We start from the raw sequence: 14,979 nt of genomic DNA, 5'->3' as shown, positions 1-14,979 counted from the left end.
TCGCCGCCGGGCCCTCGGGTGACCCCGCACCCCGCGCTCGTACCCGGGCGCGGTGCCGCTAGACTACATTCGCACCGCCCGCGAGGGTGGTGAACGGAAAAGTTCTGGCCCCGTCGTCTAGTGGCCCAGGACGCCGCCCTCTCAAGGCGGTAGCGCCGGTTCGAATCCGGTCGGGGCTACAAGCAAAGGCTCATCTCGCTTCCGCGAGATGAGCCTTTCTCGTCCCCCGGCCCTTCTCCGTCCCCCTCCCTGCCCGACCCCCGCTCGCCGCGCTGATCAAGAACTTTGCGTCACCGGCTCCGGCGTGTCGTGACGCAAACTTCTTGATCACCGCCAGCGGACGGGTGGGGGAGAGGGGGGAGGGGAGGGGTGGGGCGGGGGCTGCGGTTAGAGGCCGGATAGGCGTTGGCCGGCTCGGACCACGGCCATGGCGTGGCGTTCGCCGGGGCGGCGGCCGAGGCGTTCGATCGGGCCGGAGATGCTGACCGAGGCGATCACCCGGCCGGTGCGGTCGCGGATCGGGGCGGAGACGCTCGCCACACCGGCCTCCCGCTCGGCGACGCTCTGCGCCCAGCCGCGGCGGCGTACCTCGGCCAGGGTGCGGCCGGTGAACTTGCTGCGCGGCAGCAGCGGCATCACCGCCTCTGGCGGCTCCCAGGCGAGCAGGATCTGGGCTGCGGATCCGGCCGTCATCGGCAGCACCGAGCCGACCGGAACGGTGTCCCGTAGACCGCTGGCGCGCTCCGCCGCCGCCACGCAGATCCGCTCGTCGGCGCGGCGCAGGTAGAGCTGTGCGCTCTCACCGGTGGCGTCGCGCAACGCGGCCAGCAGTGGCTCGGCGGCGGTCAGCAGAACGTCCGGTGCGGCGTTGGCCAGCTCGCCCAGGCGGGGGCCGGGCCGCCATCTGCCCTGGGTGTCCCGCACCAGCATTCGGTGGATCTCCAGGGCCTGGGCCAGGCGATGTGCGGTGGCCCGGGGCAGCTTGGTGCGTTCAACGAGTTCGGCCAGGCTGGCGCCGTCCACGCAGGCGGCCAGGATGACCACCGCCTTGTCGAGAACGCCGACACCGCTCATACTGTGTCCCACAAGCCGAAACTTACCTCCCAGAATTTAGGATGTCCAGATGGTGGGAGTCACTCCTGAGCCGAGGACCCTGGCCGAGAAGGTCTGGGACGCGCACGTCGTACGGTCCGCCGCTGGTGAGCCGGACCTGCTCTTCATCGACCTGCACCTGCTGCACGAGGTGACCAGCCCGCAGGCGTTCGACGGGCTGCGGCTCGCCGGGCGCCGGGTGCGTCGTACCGACCTGACCCTCGCGACCGAGGACCACAACACCCCGACCGGGTACGCCGACCCGGCGTTCCGCCTCCGCCGTGGTGACCTGCTCACCATCGCGGACCCCACGTCGCGTACGCAGATCGAGACGTTGCGCCGCAACTGCGCCGAGTTCGGGGTGCGGTTGCACCCGCTCGGCGACGACAACCAGGGCATCGTGCACGTGATCGGCCCGCAGCTCGGTCTCACCCAGCCGGGCCTGACGATCGTCTGTGGCGACTCGCACACCGCCACCCACGGCGCCTTCGGCGCGCTCGCCTTCGGCATCGGCACCAGCGAGGTGGAGCACGTGCTGGCCACCCAGACGCTGCCGCAGAGCCGGCCGAAGACGATGGCCGTGAACGTCACCGGCCGCCTCGCCCCCGGCGTGACCGCGAAGGACCTGGTGCTCGCGCTGATCACGCAGGTCGGCACGGGTGGGGGTCGCGGGCACATCGTGGAGTACCGCGGCGAGGCGATCCGCGCCCTCTCCATGGAGGGGCGGATGACCATCGCCAACATGTCCATCGAGTGGGGCGCCAAGGCCGGCATGATCGCGCCGGACGAGACCACCTTCGCGTACCTCAAAGGTCGACCGAACGCGCCGCAGGGCGCGGACTGGGACGCGGCGGTGGCGTGGTGGCGGACGCTGCCCACCGACGAGGGCGCGCGTTTCGACGCCGAGGTGACCCTGGACGCCAGCCGGATCACCCCGTTCGTCACCTGGGGCACCAACCCCGGGCAGGGGGCGCCGCTGAGCGCACCGGTGCCGGACCCGGAGGAATTCACCACCGACTCGGAGCGCACCGCCGCCCGTCGGGCCCTGGAGTACATGGACCTGCGCCCCGGCACCCCGCTGCGGGAGCTGCCCATCGACGTGGTCTTCGTGGGGTCCTGCACCAACGGCCGGCTGGAGGACCTGCGGGCGGCCGCCGACGTGCTGCGTGGCCACCGTGTCGCCGACGGCGTCCGGATGCTCGTGGTGCCCGGCTCCGCCGCCGTACGGGAGGCCGCCGAGGCCGAGGGGCTGGACAAGGTCTTCGCCGACGCCGGGGCCGAGTGGCGGTTCGCCGGCTGCTCCATGTGTCTGGGGATGAACCCCGACACGCTGAAGCCGGGCGAGCGCTCCGCCTCCACCTCGAACCGCAACTTCGAGGGCCGTCAGGGCCGGGGTGGGCGTACCCACCTGGTCTCCCCGCCGGTGGCCGCCGCCACCGCAGTGGTCGGCCGGCTGGCCGCCCCCGCCGACCTGTAGAAGGGACCGACGAGATGGACAAGTTCACCACCCACACCGGCACCGCCGTGCCGCTGCGCCGGTCCAACGTGGACACCGATCAAATCATCCCCGCCGTGTACCTCAAGCGGGTGACGCGGACGGGCTTCGCCGACGGGCTGTTCAGCGCCTGGCGGGAAGATCCGGCATTCGTGCTCAACGATGAAAACTATTCCGGGGCGTCGATCCTCATCGCCGGCCCGGAGTTCGGCACCGGCTCCTCCCGTGAGCACGCCGTCTGGGCGCTACGGGACTGGGGCTTCCGCGCGGTGGTGGCCCCGCGCTTCGGTGACATCTTCCGCGGCAACGCCCTCAAGGAGGGTCTGTTGCCGGTCGAGTTGGAATTGAAAGCCGTCGAAGAGTTGTGGGACCTGATCGAGGCGGATCCGACCACTCCGGTGACCGTCGACCTGACCGCCCGTCAGCTCCGGGCAGGGGACGCCAACTGGTCGTTCCCGCTGGACGACTTCAGCCGTTGGCGGCTTCTGGAAGGCCTCGACGACATTGGACTCACCCTCCGCCACGCCGCCGACATCGACTCCTACGAGGCGCGTCGACTGCCGTTCCTGCCCTCCGTGGCATAGCCGTTAGGTCGCTCGCACAGCGGATTTCACCCCCATCGGTCCATCCGGTGGGGGTGAATCCGTTACGACACAAGGGCTTTTTTCTACCGAATGTTTGTGTCCCGGCAGCACAGGGCATACCGTGCGCGCAGAATGGCTCGCGACGAGTCAGTTGCACAATCGGGAGGAAGTCGTGAACAAGGCCGAGCTCATCGAGGCGCTCGCCGTTCGCCTGGGGGACCGGAAGATGGCGACGGCCGCGCTCGACGCGGTCCTCACCGAGGTCCAGGCGGCGGTCACCAAGGGCGAGAAGGTGGCGATCACCGGATTCGGAGCATTCGAAAAGCGTGTGCGTGGCGCGCGAACAGCGCGCAACCCGCGTACCGGCGAGGCGGTGAAGGTCAAGAAGACGTCAGTCCCGACCTTCCGCCCCGGCGCCGGGTTCAAGGAGATGGTGGCCAGCGGCAAGGTGCCGAAGGCCACGGTGGCGGCCAAGAAGACCGCCGCCAGCACCGCCACGGCCAAGGCGGCGGGCACGAAGGCGACCGGTACCAAGGCGACCACCGCGAAGGCGGCGGGCACCAAGGCGACCACGGCCAAGGCGGCCAGCAAGAAGACCGCCCCGGCCAAGGCGAGCAAGACCGCCACGGCGACCAAGACGGCCGCCAGCAAGAAGACCGCCCCGGCAAAGGCGAGCAAGAGCACCACGGCGACCAAGACGGCCGCCAGCAAGAAGACCACCGCGGCGAAGAAGACCACCGCGGCGACCCGGTCGACCGCGGCGAAGAAGACCACCGCGACGGCGAGCAAGAGCACGGCGGCCAAGAAGGCGCCGGCGAAGAAGGCTCCGGCCAAGAAGGCGGCCAGCAAGCGCTGACCGACCCGCACCGCAAGGGCGTCCACCCGTGGGTGGGCGCCCTTCCGGCGTACCGGGGCGGTCTCTCGGTGTACGGAGACCGTTGACCCGGTTGCCCCGCTCGCGCAGAATCGCCGTGCCGGCCCACCCTCCGCCGGTCCGCCGACGGGAAATGGGGCGCCGGTGCGCTACCGCCAGCTCACCACCGGGACGCTCGCGCTGGGCGTGCTTCTCCTCATCGACGTGCTGCGGGTCTGGCTGCCCGGCATCATCACCATCTTCGGTCAGGCGGCGTCCACCCCGGCCGAGCTGATGGGGGCGTTCGCCCTCGGCTGGTTCGTGCTCGCGCTGGGCGCACCCGCCGTGGTCCGCCGAGTCGGAGCCCGCCCGGTCGCGGTCGTCGCCGCTGTCGCGCTCGCCGTCGCCCGGCTCACGCTCACCGCCGCTCCCGGCGGGCGTACGCAGCTCTGGTTGGCCACCGCCGGGTTGCTCGCCGGGCTGGTCTGGCTGGTCGGCGTTGCCGCCGACACCGACCGACCGGTCCCGGGGCTGGCGTTGGGGTTCGCGGTCAACGCGGCTCTGCACGCCGTGCTGGACACCGTCGACCTGGTCTGGCGGGGCGACTGGGTGGCCTGGCTGCTCAGCGCCGTCGCGGTGGTGGGGTTCCTGGTCGGCACGGCGCAACCCGCCCAGCGCCTCGGTCCCGCCCTCGCTGGCCCCGCTGAAGCCCCTACCGGCCCCGCTGGGTCCCCGGTCGGTCCTGGTGGATCTGCGGCCTGGCTGCTGGCCGGGCCCGCGCTGCTGCTGGCCGGAATGGTGGCGCTCTCCCCGGCCCTGGCCCGGACCGGGATGTCGTACCTGGTCGCCGGGGATGGTGTGGCTCGTTCGCCGCTGTTCGGCCTGGCACCGGTGCCGGTGGCGGTCGCCGGGTTCCTGTGCGCCGCGTTGACCCGGCCGCCACACGGGTGGGGCCGAGCGTACGGCCCGGTGGCGTTGCTCGTCGGCGCGGTGCTGTTCGCCCTCGACCGGGGTGACCTGCTCCTGCCGGCCATCCTCCTCGCCGCGGTCGGTCTCGGGGCCTGCCTCGCCCTGACCGACAACGCCAGCCACCCGGACAGCGGCACCGTGAGCGCCGGCACCGTGAGCGCCAGCGCCTCCCGGCGGGGGTACGCGGTCGCCGCCGGCATGCTCGTCTTCGCGCTGGGTGCGGTCGGCTACTACTCGGCCTACGACCTCGGATACCCCAACGCGGCGGTGCCCGTGGTGGTGGCCGTGCTGATCGCCGCCGTGGCGTTCACCGCCCGTCCCGTCGTCCACCGGCTTCCCGGGCCGTTTCCACCGCTACGGACCGCCGCCGCGGTCACCGCGCTGGCCCTGCTGGCGCCGGTGCTCGCCGACGAGGCACCGGTGGCCAGCAACCGGGAGGGCCCGCCGGAGCGGTTGACCGTGGTGGCGTACAACATCCGGATGGGTTTCGGGCTGGACGGCCGGTTCGACCTGACCGGGCTCGCCGAGGTGGTCGACCGGCAACGGCCGGACGTCGTGCTGCTCAGCGAGGTGGATCGGGCGTGGCTGCTCAACGGCGGGCACGACACCCTGGACCTGCTGTCCGACCGGCTTGGTATGCCGTACGTCTTCGGGCCGGCAGCCGACCCCGTGTGGGGTGACGCCGTGCTCAGCCGTTGGCCGGTGCGCGATCCGCGGACCCTGCCGCTGGCCGCCGTCGGTGCGCCCACCGGAGCGCAGGCCCTCGCCGTCACGCTGGACCTCGGCGACGGTGTCCGTACCGCCGTGGTCAGCACCCACCTGCAACCGCCGCCCGGCAAGGGACCGGTGGTCCAGGCCCGCGCGGTCGCCGACTTCGCCACCGGGTACGCGGCCGGTCGGCCGCTGGTGGTGGCGGGTGACCTGAACACCGAGCCGGGCGACGAGGCGTTCGCCGAGTTTGCCAAGGCGGGCCTGGTCGACGCGTTGGCCGCCGCCCGACCTTTGGCGACCAGCCCGGCGGACGACCCGCGCCAGCAGATCGACCACGTCTTCGTCTCGCCCGACCTGAGCCCGGGTGATCCGGTCGCGCCGCGCAGCACGGCCAGCGACCACCTGCCGGTCGCGGTGACAGTGACCCTTCCGCCCCGCTGAAGCCCTTCCGCCCCGCTGAAGCCCTTCCGCCCCGCTGAAGCCCTTCCGCCCCGCTGAAGCCTGCCGCCCCGCTGACGAGAGCGGGCCCGTGCGAACGCGGGCCCTACAGGCGATCGGCGGCCAGCAGCCGATCGGCGGCGAAGGCGAGCAGCCAGCCGCCGCCCTTCGGGGTGGCGAAGTCCTCATCGGTGCGGCCGGCCAGCCGCTTCAGGGCGCCCGGCAGGACCTTGCCCTGGCTGCACACCGCCGCCTGCCCACCGGTGCCGGCCAGCTCCAGCAGCCGAGCGGCGGTGGCCAGAACCTGCTCGTCGCTCTGCTGGCCGGGTTGTGGCTCGTCCAGGTCGCCGCAGACCTCGATCGGCAGGTCGAGCAACGCGGCGGCCGGGTCGAGGGTCTGTACGCACCGTCGCGGCGACGCCGACACCAGCCGGGCCGGTCGGATCAGGGCGATCAGCCCGGCCAGCGCGTTCGCCTGGGCCCACCCCTCGGCGTCCAGCGGCCGTCCGACGTCCGGGCCGGACCAGGTGGCCCGCTTACCGGCGTGCGCGTGCCGGACCAGCGCGACGGTCGCCGTCACCGGCGGCAGCGCGGCGAACGCCGCCAACACCTCGGCGTCGTGGGGGTAGCTGACCAACCGGATCGCGTCGTCCACCGCGAGCCAGCGGATGGCGTCCACCTCGGTGCCCGGTTGGAAACCGCCGCTGGCCACGGCGAGCATCGACCAGTAGTCGACCAGCTTGGGTTGCCCCTCACTGCGGTAGCGCACGGACGGCAGCCGAACCTGCGGCACGCCCCGCACGTCGGACTCCTCGGCCACCTCACGGACCGCCGCGGTCAGCGCGTGCTCGCCCGGCTCCAGCTTGCCCTTCGGCAGCGTCCAGTCGCCGTAGCGGGGGCGGTGCACCACGCAGACGCGTACGCCGTCGTCGGTCGGCCGCCAGGCCACCCCGCCCGCCGCCCGGATGCCCGTCACGGCAGCCAACTGGTCCGCCGTCGCCGGGTGGCCCGGTGCCAGGCGGCCGGGAGGAGACCCCGCATCCGGCGTACCGACAGGCGTTCCCGCTCGGCCAGCCGCCCGGCGGTGACCGCCAGCTCGTGGTCGTCCGGCCGCTCGGCGGCGATCTCCAGCCAGGTGTCCGCCGCCACCGCCGCGTCCTGGTGCTCGCCGAGCACGTCCTGCACCTGGGCGAGGGCGCGGGACAACCGGCGCGCGCCCTTGCCGACCGTCGGGGTTACCGCGTTGACCGCGTACCGGGCCTGCTTGCCCTCCTTGCGAACGGCGTGCCAGCGGTCGTCCGGCGACTGCGCGTCGAGCCCGTCGACGCCGTCCGGCCCGGCCAAGCGCCGCCAGGGGCGCGCCACAAGCGCGGGCAGCGCCTGCGCGGCGGGTGCGGCCGCCCGGCGGGTGAGTCGGGGCGCGCGGGCGGCCAGCACCAGGGCGTCCACCAGGGCCAGGTAGCGCGCGGAGCGCAGCGTCTCGTCGATGGCGGTGAGCGCCCGCCGCTGCCGTTCGGCGAGCACCTCGTCGAGCCGGTCCACCGCGCCCTGGTCGAGCGGGCTCAGCGGGTCGGCGTCGGCGGTACGGCGCAGCCGCGCGCGCAGCACCTCGGCGTCGCGGGCCGCGCCGAGGACACCGGCCAACCAGCGCAGCTCGGTGCGCAGCGGGCGGGACCAGGTCTTGCGCAGCAACGGTTTGAAGGTGCGCAGATCACTGCGCAGGCGTCGACAGGCCACCCGCATCTGGTGCACGGCGGTGTCGTCGCCGGCGGCCGGGGCGCGCAGCCGGACCAGCGGGTCGTGCGCCAACAGTCGGCGGATCTCCTTGCGTACCGCCTCGGTCACCACGTCACCGGCGCTCGGCTCGGCGGGCAGCCCGGCCGGCGCGACCAGGTCCGGATCGGCCTGCGCCGTCGCGCCCAGCGCCCGTACGTGCTTCGGCGTGAACGACCCGCCCTGGGCGCCAGCCTCCCGCAGCACCTCGCCGACCCGGTCGAGCAGCTCCCGCTCGCCGGCCTTCAGCTCCACCTCCAGCTCGCGGAACGTGTCGGTGGTGGTGCCGGCGTCGTCGAGCACGGTCACCCGGTCGTCCACCACCTCGGCGAGCACCGTGCCGGCCCGGTCACACACCTCGTACGCGTGCCGCACCGTCCGCACCACCGTCACCGGGCCCAGCGGCGCTCCCCGGTGCAGGACGGTGACCAACTCCACCAGCTCCGGTGGCGGCTGCCCCTTCGGCCCGGGACGGGAGATCTCGTGCCGGACGCCCGGCGTTCCGGTGGGGAGTTTCACCGTCCAGGGCAGCTCGTCACCCCGGCGGTGACGCAGCGAGGCACCGGCCCGGGCCAGCCGCAGGTCGACCGTGTCGAGGTAGCGGGCCACCAGTGTCACCGGTGGCAGCTCCCGGACCCGACCGCCGGCCGGGGCCGTGCCGGCCAGGTCCGGCAGCACGTAGGCGTCGTCCACCTCGTACTTCTGCTCCTCCTCGACCATCAGCCCAGCCTATGCGCTGCGCGGTCAGCTGGCCGTGCCACCGACGCGGCGCAGCAGCAGTTCCTGCAGATGGGCCCGGGGGGCGTTGTCACCGCCGGTACGCCGGGTCCAGGTGCCGTCGCCGGCCAGCTCGAACGCGTCCACTTCGGGGCTCATCGCGGCGGTGAGCACCTGGTCCAGCTCGGCGCGTGCGATCGGGTCGGTCACCTGCACCAGCGCCTCCACCCGACGGTCCAGGTTGCGGTGCATGAGGTCGGCCGAGCCCATCCAGAACTCGGCCTCGCCGTTGTTGCCGAACCGGAAGACCCGGGAGTGTTCCAGGAACCGGCCGAGGATCGAGCGGACCCGGATGTTCTCCGACAACCCCGGCACCCCGGGGCGCAGCGTGCACATGCCCCGGATGAGCAGGTCGACGTGGACGCCGGCCCGGGAGGCCCGGTACAGCGCGTCGGTCACCCCCTCGTCGACCAGAGAGTTGACCTTGAACTGGACCAGGCCGGGCATGCCCAGGCGGACGTGCGAGATCTCCCGCTCGATCCGCTCGATGAGCCCGCTGCGGATGCCCTGCGGGGCGACCAGCAACCGCCGGTACGCGGTCTGCCGGCTGTACCCGGTGAGCACGTTGAACAGGTCGGTGAGGTCGGCGCCGATCTCCGGGTCGGCGGTGAGCATGCCGAAGTCCTCGTACAGTCGGGCCGTCTTCGGGTGGTAGTTGCCGGTGCCGATGTGGCAGTAGCGACGGATCTGGTTGCCCTCCTGCCGGACCACCAGCGCGGTCTTGCAGTGCGTCTTCAAGCCGACCAGGCCGTACACCACGTGACAGCCGGCGCGTTCCAGCGTGCGGGCCCAGCCGATGTTGGCCACCTCGTCGAAGCGGGCCTTCACCTCCACCAGCACCACCACCTGCTTGCCGGCGGCGGCCGCGTCGACGAGCGCGTCGACGATCGGGGAGTCGCCGCTGGTCCGGTAGAGGGTCTGCTTGATGGCCAGCACGTTCGGGTCGGCGGCGGCCTGCTCGATGAAGCGCTGCACGCTGGTGGCGAACGAGTGGTACGGGTGGTGCACGAGGATGTCCCCGTCGCGCAGGGTGGAGAAGACGCTGCGGGGCACCTCGCCCTCGGCGAGCCGGGGGTGGGTGGCCGGCACGAACGGCGGGTCTTTCAGGTCCGGCCGGTCCGCCTCGCCGTAGACCTGCCACAGCGCGGACAGGTCCAGCAGGCCGGGCACCCGCAGGACGTCCTGGTCGTCCATGTCCAGTTCGCGAACGAGTAGCTCCAACATGTGGTCGGAGATGGACGCGGCGACCTCCAGGCGGACCGGGGGACCGAACCGCCGCCGGGCCAGCTCCCGCTCCAGGGCCTGGAGCAGGTCCTCGTCGCGGTCCTCGTCGACCTCCACCTCGGCGTTGCGGGTGACCCGGAACAGGTGGCACTCGACCACCTGCATGCCACTGAACAACTGCCCCAGGTGCACCGAGATCAGGTCCTCCACCGGCAGCATCCGGACACCCGGCTGGTCCCGGTCCACCCGGACGAAGCGGGGGACGTTGTTGGGCACCTTCACCCGGGCGAACAGCTCCGAACCGCCGTCGGGATCACGAACCGCCACCGCCAGGTTCAGCGACCGCCCCGAGATGTACGGGAACGGGTGCGCCGGGTCCACCGCGAGCGGGGTCAGCACCGGAAAGATGTGCTCCCGGAAGTAGGTGCGCAGCCGCTCCCGCTCGCCGTCGCCCAGCTCACCCCAGCGCAGGATCCGGATGCCCTCGTCGGCCAGCTTGGGCAGCACGTCGTCGACGAAGCAGGCGGCGTGCCGGGCACCCAGGGCGGCGGTCCGCTCGGCGATCAGCTCCAACTGCGTCCGCAGGGGCAGCCGGTCTCCGCCACGCACCGGCAGGCCGGCGGAGAGCCGCCGCTTCAGCCCGGCGATGCGCACCATGTAGAACTCGTCGAGGTTGCTGGCGAAGATGGCGAGGAACTTGGCCCGCTCCAGCAGCGGGGTGCGCTGGTCCTCGGCCAGGGTGAGCACCCGGGCGTTGAAGTCGAGCCAGGACAGCTCCCGGTTGAGGAACCGGTCCTCGGGCAGCGGCGGGGCCGCCGGGGGCTCGTCGTCGTCCTCCTGCCCGGAACCTGTCGGCAGGTCGTCCGGCAGGACCGGGTGGACGTCACCGGCGGACGGGCCGTCCGCCTCGATTTTCGGCGCGGGCTCGATGACCTCGTCCAGCCCGGAGGAGGCGGCGCCGGGATCGTCGGCGAGCGTGTCGGCGCGGGCGGCGCCGGCGCGTTCGGCGCGGGACGGGCGGAAGCGTCCGTCGGTGCCGCGCGTGCGGGAGCCGTTGCGGAGGTCGGTGGCGGGCGGGTGGGCCGGTTGCTCGCGAGGGGTGCTCACCCGCTCATAATCACCCGATTACGGTAAACGCAAAATGAACTTGGGCTCGCCGGCTCAGATCATCGTCGGCAATGTCACCCGGACGACCTCGCCGTCGGGATCGGTGTCGATGCGAACCCGCTGGCCGAGCCGGAGAAGTCGCAGCCCGGAGGCGTCGAAGGCCCGGGCGGGGAAGCGCATCTCGGTGCCGTCGTCGAGCAGCAGGACACCGCTGCGCGTCGCCGCGTCGTAGCTGGCCACCGTGCCCTGCATGTTGGCACCGTACACCCGGGGGTTCACCCCGTGGCGCGGGCTCAGCCCACCGGGTGGCTCAGCCGGCGGCGCGGGCGGGGCGACCGGCGGCCACGAGCGCGGCCGTGCGCGGCCCGAGCCCGAGCCGGGCGGCGGCGGCCAGGTCCGCGGCGGTGTCCACGTCCCGGCGCAGGCTGGGCCAGTCGCCGTCGAGCGGCAATGCCCCGCTTGCCGCGTGCGCGACCGCCGAGCCCACCCCGAAGCGAGGATCCAGCGGCACGCCCGGCGGGGCGGTGAGCAGCACCGTGCCCCCGCCGGGTGCGTCCGGCAGGAACCGGCGCACCGCGGGTCGGCCGTTCTGCGCCGCGAGCAGCGCGCCGGCCAGCTCGGCCGGGCGCAGCGCCGGCACGTCCGCGGTGATCCCGGCCACCCAATCGGCGGCGGCCCCGGCCGCCCCGTGCCGGAACGCGGGGTTCAGACCTGCGTCCGGTTCGTCGGCCAGCACCCGGGCGCCGACGGCCCGCGCCGCCGCCGCCACCCGGGCGTCGTCGGTCACCACCAGGGCCTCGGCGACCGCCGGGCAGGCCAGCACCGCGCGGAGCGTGTCGGCCGCCAGGGCCAGCGCCAACTCCTCGTGGGGTACGCCGGGCAGCGCGCCCCGCAGTCGGCTCTTCGCCACGGCCAGCCGCTTCACCGGCACCACCACGGTCCACCTCGGCTGACTCACGTCCGCAATCCTGCCAGCCGGACGACAGGCCCCTCGCTGGCCGTACCGGGGGCGAGCAGGCATGATTTCCGCTGCGGGTGTCGCGGGCGGGATTTCGCGGCGGGGTTGGGGCGCGACGAGGAGGCACAGTGGCACGGCGGAGGCTGGGGTTCTGGCAACGGTTCGCCGTGGGGCTGGTGAAGCCGGTGATGACCGTCTGGACCCGGCGTACCTGGCGTGGTCAGGAGCATCTCCACCGCGACGGCGGCGTGATCATCGTGGCGAACCACATCTCCCACGCCGACCCGCTGGTGTCCGCGCACTTCATCTACGACTCCGGGCGCTGGCCGCAGTACCTGGGCAAGGCCAGTGTGTTCCGGGTGCCGGTGGTCGGCTGGATCCTGCACCGGTGCCGGCAGATCCCGGTCGAGCGGGGCAGCGTGGACGCCGTCCGTTCGTTGGACGCACTGGTCGCCGCGCTCGACGAGGGTGGCGCGGTGGTGATCTACCCTGAGGGCACCACCACGCGACAGCCGGACCTCTGGCCGATGAAGGCGAAGACCGGTGCGGCCCGGCTGGCCCTGGCCACCGGCGCCCCGGTCGTACCGGTGGTGATGTGGGGGCCGGAACGGATCTTCGACCCGCGGACGACGCGGGTCAGCCTGCGCCCCCGAATCCCGGTGACCGTTGCCGCCGGGGAGCCGATCGACCTGAGCCGTTGGGCGGACGCCCAGCCGACCCGGGCCACCCTCGAGGAGATGACGGACACCATCATGTTGCGGCTGCGGGACATGCTCGCCGAGATTCGTGGTGGTACCCCGCCGCCACTGTGGGAGCGACCGGCCCGGTCCTCCGTCGGCCGCGAGCAGCGGGATGAAGCGGCATGAGCGGTCACGTCGCGGTGCTCGGTGCCGGTTCCTGGGGCACCGCCTTCGCCAAGATCCTCGCGGACGCGGGGCGGGACGTGACGGTGTGGGCCCGCCGCGCGCCGGTCGCCGAGTGCATCCGGGCCGAGCGTCGCAATCCGGAGTACCTACCCGACCTGCTGTTGCCGGCCCGGGTCACCGCCACCGCCGACGCCGTCGAGGCGATCACCGGCGCCGAGCTGGTGGTGCTGGCCGTGCCGTCGCAGACCCTGCGGGGCAACCTCGCCGAATGGGCCGGGCACCTGCACCCGGACTCCACCCTGGTGTCGCTGATGAAGGGCATCGAGCTGGGCACCACCAAGCGGATGAGCGAGGTCATCGTGGAGACCGCCGGGGTCGCCGCGGACCGGGTGGTCGTCGTGTCCGGCCCGAACCTGGCCCCGGAGATCGCCGCCGAGCAGCCCGCCGCGACAGTGGTCGCCGGGACGAACAGCGACCGCGCCACGCTCGTCCAGTCGTCGATCCGGACGCCGTACCTGCGTCCCTACACCAACGACGACGTGATCGGCTGTGAGCTGGGCGGGGCGGTCAAGAACGTGATCGCCCTGTCGTACGGCATCGCCACCGCGATGGGATTCGGTGACAACACCCGGGCCATGCTGATGACCCGCGGGCTGGCCGAGACGGCCCGGCTGGGCGTGGCGCTCGGCGCGGACCCGATCACCTTCGCCGGCCTCGCCGGCATGGGTGACCTGGTCGCCTCCTGCTCGTCTCCATTGGCCCGCAACCGCACCTTCGGGGAGCACCTGGGCCGGGGCGAGACGCTGGAGCAGGCCCAGGCCGCCACCCGGCAGACCGCCGAGGGCGTGAAGAGCTGTCTGGCGATCCGCGACCTGGCCCGGGCGCACGGCGTGGAGATGCCGATCACCGAGCACGTCGAGCGGATCTGCCACGAGGGGATGGACCCGCGCCTCGCCGTGGAGACCCTGATGAGCCGCACCGCCAAACCCGAGTCGTACGAGTGAGGAACCCGATGAGCGAGTGGGGCGACGGCACCCGTTGCGTACGCGCTGGCCTGCCCGAACCGGCACCGGGGGACCCGTTCCTGCCCGGCCCGGTCTTCGCCGCGCCGTACCACCTCGACCCGTTTGAGGGCCAGGGCACGTCGCCGAACGGCTACGGTCGCCCCGACAACCCGACCCGGCGGCTGCTGGAGGCGGCGGTGGGCGAGTTGGAGGGTGGTGACTGCCGGGTCTTCGCGACCGGTCAGGCGGCCATCACCGGCCTGCTGCTCACCCTGCTGCGGCCGGGGGACACCGTGGTGCTCCCCACCGACGGATACTTCCCGGTCCGGGCGTTCGCCACCAGCGTGCTGGAGGCCATCGGCGTCCGGGTGGTGTTCGTGCCGACCGTCGGGCCGTACCCGTCGTTCGAGGGCGTCCGGCTGGTGCTGGTGGAGACGCCCGCCAACCCGGGCCTCGACGTGGTCGACGTGGCGGCCCTGGCCGAGCGGGCGCACGCCGCCGGGGCGCTGCTCGCGGTGGACAACACCACGGCCACCCCGCTCGGTCAGCGCCCGTTGGATCTCGGCGCCGACCTCGTGGTCGCCTCCGGCACGAAGGCGCTCACCGGCCACTCCGACCTGCTGCTGGGCTACCTGGCCAGCCGGTCGTCCGAGCTGATCGACGCGGTGACGACCTGGCGTACCACCACCGGTGCGGTTCCGGGAGCGTTCGACGCCTGGCTGGCCCACCGGTCACTGGCCACTCTCGACCTGCGGCTGGCACGGCAGAGCGCGAACGCCGCCGCGGTCGTCGACCTGCTCGCCAGCCGGTCGGACGTGACCGGCCTGCGGTGGCCGGGGCGTCCGGACGACCCCGCGTACCCGGTGGCCTCGGCGCAGATGCGCCGGATACCGGGGGTGCTCTCGTTCGACCTGGGCGACGCCGACCGGGTGGGTCGATTCATCGAGGCCGCCCGGCTGGTGGCGGCGGCGACCTCCTTCGGTGGCCTGCACACCACGGCGGACCGGCGGGCGCAGTGGGGCGACGACACCGCTCCCGGCTTCGTCCGGCTCTCCTGCGGCGCGGAGGACACCACCGATCTGGTGGCCGACATCGCCGCAGCGCTCGACGCCGCCGGCCCGGCCTGAG

General features: G+C 73.1%; 13 protein-coding genes and 1 tRNA gene. 8 read left to right on the top strand and 6 right to left on the bottom strand.

Translation table 11 applies throughout. From position 1 onward, the window contains the following. Positions 1 to 106: 106 nt before the first annotated feature. Positions 107 to 179 (top strand) — tRNA-Glu (locus ACIBD9_RS06805). A 208-nt stretch (positions 180 to 387) separates the two neighbouring features. Here ACIBD9_RS06805 and ACIBD9_RS06800 read toward each other — a convergent pair. Beyond that, positions 388 to 1,074 (bottom strand): IclR family transcriptional regulator, encoded by a 687-nt coding sequence (locus tag ACIBD9_RS06800; protein ID WP_007456408.1) that lies wholly within the window; start codon positions 1,072 to 1,074, stop codon positions 388 to 390. Positions 1,075 to 1,123: 49 nt separating this feature from the next. On the opposite strand from ACIBD9_RS06800, the gene leuC reads away from it, so the two are divergent. The 4 genes from leuC to ACIBD9_RS06780 all read left to right on the top strand — a co-directional run bounded on the left by leuC (position 1,124) and on the right by ACIBD9_RS06780 (position 6,145). Next, the gene (gene leuC, locus ACIBD9_RS06795; protein WP_196921480.1) at positions 1,124 to 2,569 is read left to right on the top strand and encodes a 3-isopropylmalate dehydratase large subunit; all 1,446 of its coding nucleotides are present in this window, start codon (positions 1,124 to 1,126) and stop codon (positions 2,567 to 2,569) included. A gap of 14 nt (positions 2,570 to 2,583) precedes the next feature. Next, the gene (gene leuD / locus ACIBD9_RS06790; RefSeq protein WP_396715206.1) at positions 2,584 to 3,171 is read left to right on the top strand and encodes a 3-isopropylmalate dehydratase small subunit; all 588 of its coding nucleotides are present in this window, start codon (positions 2,584 to 2,586) and stop codon (positions 3,169 to 3,171) included. A gap of 172 nt (positions 3,172 to 3,343) precedes the next feature. Then, on the top strand, positions 3,344 to 4,027 hold the full coding sequence (locus tag ACIBD9_RS06785; protein WP_238660403.1) for an HU family DNA-binding protein: 684 nt from the start codon (positions 3,344 to 3,346) through the stop codon (positions 4,025 to 4,027). Between the two features lie 162 nt (positions 4,028 to 4,189). Beyond that, the gene (locus ACIBD9_RS06780; protein WP_396715204.1) at positions 4,190 to 6,145 is read left to right on the top strand and encodes an endonuclease/exonuclease/phosphatase family protein; all 1,956 of its coding nucleotides are present in this window, start codon (positions 4,190 to 4,192) and stop codon (positions 6,143 to 6,145) included. Between the two features lie 103 nt (positions 6,146 to 6,248). Here the strand turns inward: ACIBD9_RS06780 and ACIBD9_RS06775 are convergent, their stop codons facing one another. Genes ACIBD9_RS06775 through cofC form a run of 5 tightly spaced genes read right to left on the bottom strand, consistent with a single transcriptional unit; the run spans position 6,249 to position 11,981 of the window. Further along, on the bottom strand, positions 6,249 to 7,127 hold the full coding sequence (locus ACIBD9_RS06775; protein WP_396715202.1) for an NUDIX domain-containing protein: 879 nt from the start codon (positions 7,125 to 7,127) through the stop codon (positions 6,249 to 6,251). Then, entirely contained in the window at positions 7,115 to 8,635 is a 1,521-nt protein-coding gene (locus tag ACIBD9_RS06770; protein WP_396715200.1) for a CHAD domain-containing protein, read from the bottom strand. Before ACIBD9_RS06770 ends, ACIBD9_RS06775 begins: the two co-directional genes overlap by 13 nt. Before the next feature lie 24 nt (positions 8,636 to 8,659). After that, the gene (locus tag ACIBD9_RS06765; RefSeq protein WP_396715198.1) at positions 8,660 to 11,023 is read right to left on the bottom strand and encodes an RNA degradosome polyphosphate kinase; all 2,364 of its coding nucleotides are present in this window, start codon (positions 11,021 to 11,023) and stop codon (positions 8,660 to 8,662) included. A 54-nt stretch (positions 11,024 to 11,077) separates the two neighbouring features. Continuing rightward, positions 11,078 to 11,275 (bottom strand): cold-shock protein, encoded by a 198-nt coding sequence (locus tag ACIBD9_RS06760; RefSeq protein ID WP_030335323.1) that lies wholly within the window; start codon positions 11,273 to 11,275, stop codon positions 11,078 to 11,080. Positions 11,276 to 11,333: 58 nt separating this feature from the next. Beyond that, entirely contained in the window at positions 11,334 to 11,981 is a 648-nt protein-coding gene (gene cofC, locus ACIBD9_RS06755; RefSeq protein WP_396715196.1) for a 2-phospho-L-lactate guanylyltransferase, read from the bottom strand. Between the two features lie 128 nt (positions 11,982 to 12,109). Here cofC and ACIBD9_RS06750 point away from each other — a divergent pair, with 128 nt between their 5' ends. From ACIBD9_RS06750 to ACIBD9_RS06740, 3 genes are read left to right on the top strand one after another with little or no spacing between them, the layout of a single operon-like run. Beyond that, positions 12,110 to 12,847: a lysophospholipid acyltransferase family protein gene (locus tag ACIBD9_RS06750; protein WP_396715194.1), complete on the top strand. Its 738-nt coding sequence runs from the start codon at positions 12,110 to 12,112 to the stop codon at positions 12,845 to 12,847. Further along, positions 12,844 to 13,851, top strand: a complete 1,008-nt coding sequence (locus ACIBD9_RS06745) for an NAD(P)H-dependent glycerol-3-phosphate dehydrogenase (protein WP_387168029.1) — start codon at positions 12,844 to 12,846, stop codon at positions 13,849 to 13,851. Before ACIBD9_RS06750 ends, ACIBD9_RS06745 begins: the two co-directional genes overlap by 4 nt. Before the next feature lie 8 nt (positions 13,852 to 13,859). Next, positions 13,860 to 14,978: a cystathionine gamma-lyase gene (locus ACIBD9_RS06740; protein ID WP_396715192.1), complete on the top strand. Its 1,119-nt coding sequence runs from the start codon at positions 13,860 to 13,862 to the stop codon at positions 14,976 to 14,978. Position 14,979: the final 1 nt, after the last annotated feature.

The organism is Micromonospora sp. NPDC050784 (assembly GCF_044456765.1).
Classification (GTDB): Bacteria; Actinomycetota; Actinomycetes; order Mycobacteriales; family Micromonosporaceae; genus Micromonospora; species Micromonospora foliorum.
The sequence above is the reverse complement of the archived record's forward strand: the minus strand, read 5'-3'. Positions and strand labels throughout refer to the sequence as shown.